Annotated in this window: 5 protein-coding genes and 2 pseudogenes; 5 read left to right on the forward strand and 2 right to left on the reverse strand. The window is 65.8% G+C overall.

The features are described from left to right. From AC1D00_RS26260 to AC1D00_RS26270, 3 genes and pseudogenes are all read left to right on the forward strand, one after another. Positions 1-122, forward strand: a pseudogene (locus AC1D00_RS26260) (CoA-binding protein); the annotation flags it as partial. A 138-nt stretch (positions 123-260) separates the two neighbouring features. Further along, positions 261-1,541 carry an O-acetylhomoserine aminocarboxypropyltransferase gene (locus tag AC1D00_RS26265; RefSeq protein ID WP_477012656.1) on the forward strand — a complete coding sequence of 427 codons (1,281 nt, stop codon included), beginning with the start codon at positions 261-263 and terminating at the stop codon, positions 1,539-1,541. A gap of 181 nt (positions 1,542-1,722) precedes the next feature. After that, positions 1,723-2,067: a hypothetical protein gene (locus AC1D00_RS26270; protein ID WP_477012657.1), complete on the forward strand. Its 345-nt coding sequence runs from the start codon at positions 1,723-1,725 to the stop codon at positions 2,065-2,067. Between the two features lie 19 nt (positions 2,068-2,086). Here the strand turns inward: AC1D00_RS26270 and AC1D00_RS26275 are convergent, their stop codons facing one another. Beyond that, the gene (locus tag AC1D00_RS26275) at positions 2,087-3,169 is read right to left on the reverse strand and encodes a COX15/CtaA family protein (RefSeq protein WP_477012658.1); all 1,083 of its coding nucleotides are present in this window, start codon (positions 3,167-3,169) and stop codon (positions 2,087-2,089) included. A 123-nt stretch (positions 3,170-3,292) separates the two neighbouring features. On the opposite strand from AC1D00_RS26275, the gene AC1D00_RS26280 reads away from it, so the two are divergent. After that, on the forward strand, positions 3,293-3,511 hold the full coding sequence (locus AC1D00_RS26280; RefSeq protein WP_027547383.1) for a DUF2842 domain-containing protein: 219 nt from the start codon (positions 3,293-3,295) through the stop codon (positions 3,509-3,511). 5 nt (positions 3,512-3,516) lie between these two features. On the opposite strand, the gene AC1D00_RS26285 is transcribed toward AC1D00_RS26280, so the two are convergent. Beyond that, on the reverse strand, positions 3,517-4,557 hold the full coding sequence (locus AC1D00_RS26285) for a polysaccharide deacetylase family protein (protein ID WP_477012659.1): 1,041 nt from the start codon (positions 4,555-4,557) through the stop codon (positions 3,517-3,519). Between AC1D00_RS26285 and AC1D00_RS26290 the strand changes: the two are divergent. Beyond that, a pseudogene (locus AC1D00_RS26290) lies at positions 4,463-5,011 on the forward strand (GNAT family N-acetyltransferase); the annotation flags it as partial. The gene AC1D00_RS26285 and the pseudogene AC1D00_RS26290 overlap by 95 nt on opposite strands.

A 5,011-nucleotide genomic window follows, 5' to 3' on the forward strand; every position in this document is an offset into this window, starting at 1 on the left:
GCTCCAAGCGCGCGCCAGCGCCGACGCAAGGCATGCGGCTATCCCTCAATCGGATGAGTGTCGGCGGCGGCGATACCGCGGCATCCGATCGTGCCGCCAAAAACAAGAGCGAGCAAAGCTGACGCAACTGCGAAGGATTCGTTTCGCGAACGCGACAATACGCAGCACGATCGTTCCGTTGTGAAGTCGCGCCTTGACGCCAGCAGCGGCGCCGATCAGCATGCCGCGCGATTTCAGACCACAAGAACAGGACGCCCTCAATGAGCGATCGCCTTCCGGGATTTTCAACTCTCGCCGTGCATGCCGGTGCACAGCCCGACCCCACGACCGGTGCGCGCGCGACTCCGATTTATCAAACGACCTCTTTCGTCTTCAACGACGCCGACCATGCCGCCTCGCTGTTTGGATTGCAGGCGTTCGGCAACATCTATACCCGCATCGGCAACCCCACCAACGCGGTGCTGGAAGAACGCGTTGCGGCGCTCGAAGGCGGCACGGCCGCGCTGGCCGTTGCCTCCGGCCACGCCGCGCAGGTCGTGGTGTTGCAGCAATTGCTCCAGCCCGGCGACGAGTTCATCGCCGCACGAAAGCTCTATGGCGGCTCGATCAACCAGTTCACGCATGCGTTCAAGAGCTTCGGCTGGAACGTGGTGTGGGCCGATTCCGATGACATCGCCAGCTTCGAGCGCGCCATCACCCCGCGCACCAAGGCGATCTTCATCGAGTCCATCGCCAATCCCGGCGGCAGCATCACCGACATCGAGGCGGTCTCGACGGTCGCGCGCAAGGCGGGCGTGCCGCTGATCGTCGACAACACGCTGGCCTCGCCCTACCTGATCCGGCCGATCGACCACGGCGCCGACATCGTCGTGCACTCGCTGACGAAGTTTCTGGGCGGCCACGGCAATTCGCTCGGCGGCATCATCGTCGATGCCGGCACGTTCGACTGGTCGGCGGGCGGCAAATACCCGATGCTGTCGGAGCCGCGGCCGGAATATCACGGCATCCGCCTCCAGGAGACCTTTGGCAATTTCGCCTTCGCGATCGCCTGCCGCGTGCTCGGCTTGCGCGACCTCGGGCCGGCGCTGTCGCCGTTCAACGCCTTCATGATCCTCACCGGCATCGAGACGCTGCCGCTGCGCATGCAGAAGCACTGCGACAACGCCAAGGCGGTCGCCGAATTCCTCGCCGGCCATCCGGCGGTGGCCTCGGTGAGCTATGCGGGCCTTGCCAGCGACAAGTACAACCAGCTTGCGCGCAAATACGCGCCGAAGGGCGCAGGCGCCGTGTTCACCTTCAGCCTGAAGGGCGGCTATGACGCAGGCGTCAGCCTGGTGTCGAAGCTGCAGCTGTTCTCGCATCTGGCCAATGTCGGCGACACCCGCTCGCTGGTGATCCACCCGGCCTCGACCACGCACAGCCAGCTCGACGACGCCGCCAAGGTGAAGTCCGGCGCCGGCCCCGACGTGGTGCGGCTCTCGATCGGCATCGAGGACAAGGAAGACCTGATCGCGGACCTGGAGCAGGCGCTGGGGGCGTAAGCCCCTGAGTCATTCCGGGGCGCGCGAAGCGCGAACCCGGAATCTCGATATTGCCGGGTCATCTCTGGATTCCGGGTTCGGTGCTTCGCACCGCCCCGGAATGACGACGCCCGGTTAACAGTCATTAACCACATCTGCCGCATACATCGTCTTTGGATCACCCTTTGATTCGGAGCCGACGATGCTGCGCTGGATGCTGCCTGCCCTTGCGGCGATGCTGACGCTCTCAAGCGCGCTCGCCGCCGATCTTCCGGCCACGCCGAAGCGGCGGGCCGCCGTGCCGCCGCAGGAGGCGCCACAGGTCTATGTCGAGACCGATCCGGATGCGCTGATCTCGCCGGCCTATGGCATCGGCAGCTACATCCGCAATCTGCCGGGCACGCCGCTCCTGCCCGGCTCTCACACGCTGCCGGGCTATTACGGCCGCCCCTGGGACTACGACTATCAGGGCTCGTATTACGGCGGCAAGCAGGTCGACTATTTCTGGCGCCTGCCCTACGCGTGCGGCGTCTACGGCTATTGCTGATCGGCCGGGCTGATGGTGATCAGCCGGGCTGACCGACCGGGACCGCGCGTGGCTGGGCTTGCGCAGATTGCCGCGAGGCCAGCCGTTCCACCTGCATCACCGCAAGCGTGAGCACCACGATCGCAACCGCCTGGTGCGCGAGCGCGAGCCCGATCGGCACCTGGTTGAGCAGCGTAAGGATGCCGAGTAGAGCTTGCAGGCTCACCGCCGCGAACAGCCACAGCGCGCCGCTCGCCGCTGAACCTGCGCGCGAGCGCACCGCATCGAACGCGTGCAGCGCCGCCAGCACAAACAGCGCATAGGCCGTCATGCGGTGCTCGAACTGCACCGTCAGCACATTGTCGAACATGTTGCGCCACCACGGCGTCTCGAACCACAGCCGCTCGGCGGAGGGAATGAACGCACCGTCGATCTGCGGCCAGGTGTTGTAGGCGCGCCCCGCACGCAGGCCCGCGACCAGCGCACCGAAATAGATCTGCACGAAGGTCGCGACGAGCAGCAGCGCACTTGTGAACCGCAGCCGCGCGGGACCTGCGATCTTCGGCCGGTCAGCCAATCGCCGTACCGTCCAGACAATGCCGGCGAAGATCAGCAGCGCGAGCACCAGATGCGTCGCCAGCCGATATTGCGACACCTCGACCCGCTCCGTGAGACCCGAGGCCACCATCCACCAGCCGACCGCTCCTTGCAGCCCGCCGAGCGCGAACAGCAGCCACAGCCTGCGCTTCAACTCACCGGACAGGCCACCGCGCCACAGGAAGRACAGGAACGGCAACAGATACGCGACGCCGATGAAGCGGCCGAGCAGCCGGTGGCTCCACTCCCACCAGAAGATCTCCTTGAACTCGGACAGGCTCATGCCCGCGTTGAGCTCGCGATATTGCGGGATCTTCTTGTAGGCCTCGAACGCCGCGGCCCACTGCACCTCCGAGAGCGGCGGCAGGCTGCCCGTCACCGGCTTCCATTCGACGATCGAGAGACCGGATTCCGTCAGCCGCGTCGCGCCGCCGACCAGCACCATCAGCGCGATCAGCGCGGCCACGGAAATCAGCCACCAGCGCACGGCGCGATACGGCTCGGACGGGGCGGAATTCGTCGTCATTTCAGGGCGAAACCAAACCTTGTGCCAAAGAGACTTGAACCAGGAGGCTTGAACCGGATTGCGTGCCCCTTATAGTCCCCCGCTCCCGCAGCGCAAGTTACGCGAAAGCCGCAGCATTCCGTCATGACGATCCGCACCCGCAAGTTCCTCGGCGCCATCCTGCTCCTGGTGCTGGCCACGGTCTGGGCCCTGCTCGGCATGGCGCTGGCGCAGATGCCGTGGATCGCCGAATCCGGCTGGCGGCAGGCGATCTACTACGTGGTGGTCGGCATGGGCTGGGTGCTGCCGGCGATGCCGATCGTGAGCTGGATGCAGCGGCCTGATCGCGCCAAGTCGACGTAACGCTGCTACGTCGCGCGGCCCGTCGGTTTCACCGGCGCAAAGGCAATTCCCGACACCAGCACGCGCAGCATGCGCAGCGAGCGCACCCGGCCGTCCCAGGAAATCCGCGGCAGCGCGCGCAGATTGGTTCGCCCTTCCGCATCCACGATGCCCGGTATGGTCGACACCGCACTGGCAAAGCCCGCCTCCTCCGCCATCACCACGTGGCTGCGCCGGAACGAGGCGCGATCGCCAAACGGAAAGGCGAGATGTCTGATCTCGCGGTGGAAGGCCGCTTCCGCAACCACCTTTCCCATCGTCATCTCGCGCAGCGCCGCCGTGTCCTTCATGTTGGCGAGAACGGGATAGTTCACCGTCGCGCTGCCGATCGTGACGAGCGGATCGGCCGCAAGCTTCGCCAAATCCTCCCAATCCATCGACGCCTCGCGCGAGAGCCTGGCGAGATCGATCCGGTAGCGCGTGCAGAGATCGGCGATCGCAGCCGACACATCCGCCGGCGGCAGCGAGCGCAGCCAGCTCTCGAGATGCGAGAACAACGCCCGCTTCTCGGCATTATCAGTGACGGTGAAGCGCTGCTCCTTCTCGCCCATCATCAGGCTGATGCGGCTCTCGCGCGCGATCACCTGCTCGAGCCCGAGCCACCAGGCTTCCCCGACGCCATCGGGAAATGCGGTAGGCACATAGATCGTGAACGGCACGGYGTGGCGGGCCAGCACCGGATAGGCGAACGTGATGAGATTCTTAGGCGCGCCGTCGAAGGTGAGCGCCACGAAGCGCCGCTTCTCCGGCAGCGTCACCGCACGCCGGCAGACCTCGTCCATGCCGAGAATGTCGTAGTTCCAGCGCTTCAGCGCCCGAATGGCACGGTCGAGGAATTGCGGCGTGATCTCGCTCTCGCGCAGCGGCTGAAACCCGCCGCGCCGCCGCGGCCGTACGTGCGCAAAGCGCAGCATGGCGCCGGCCCCACGACTGCGCAGCGCAGCCTGGCCGGTGAACCAGGTCAGCTCGAGGCGCAGCCGTTCCAGCCATCTGTCGTCGGATGCCAATATCCCACCTTCGCGCTCGCCGGCGGCCCGTTCCCTCGTCCATTGTCATTACCCTTTGTTGACATTTCTTTGCAAAGGTCGGCCACAGGCCGAAATACGCATATTTTTGATTTCTCGACAGGTTTCGCGAATGACCATGGCTGCGGCGATGCAAAGCCGGACGGCAGAAGCGCCAGCGCGGTCGAAAGCGAGCCGCATCGCGCATGTCGATATCGTCCGGGATCCCGGCGAGGCCGAGCCGGTCTGGCGCGCCTTCGAGGAGAGCGGCCACCTCTTCACGCCCTACCAGCGCTTCGACCTGCTCAGTCYCTGGCAGCGGCTGGTCGGCGGCTGCGATGGCGCGCGCCCCTTCATCGTGATCGCCCGCGATGCCGAGCGCAGGCCGCTGGTGCTGTTGCCGCTCTCCTTGCGCCAAGGCCACGGGGTGCGCACGGCCTGCTTCATGGGCGGCAAG

Source organism: Bradyrhizobium sp. P2_E8 (assembly GCF_056403875.1).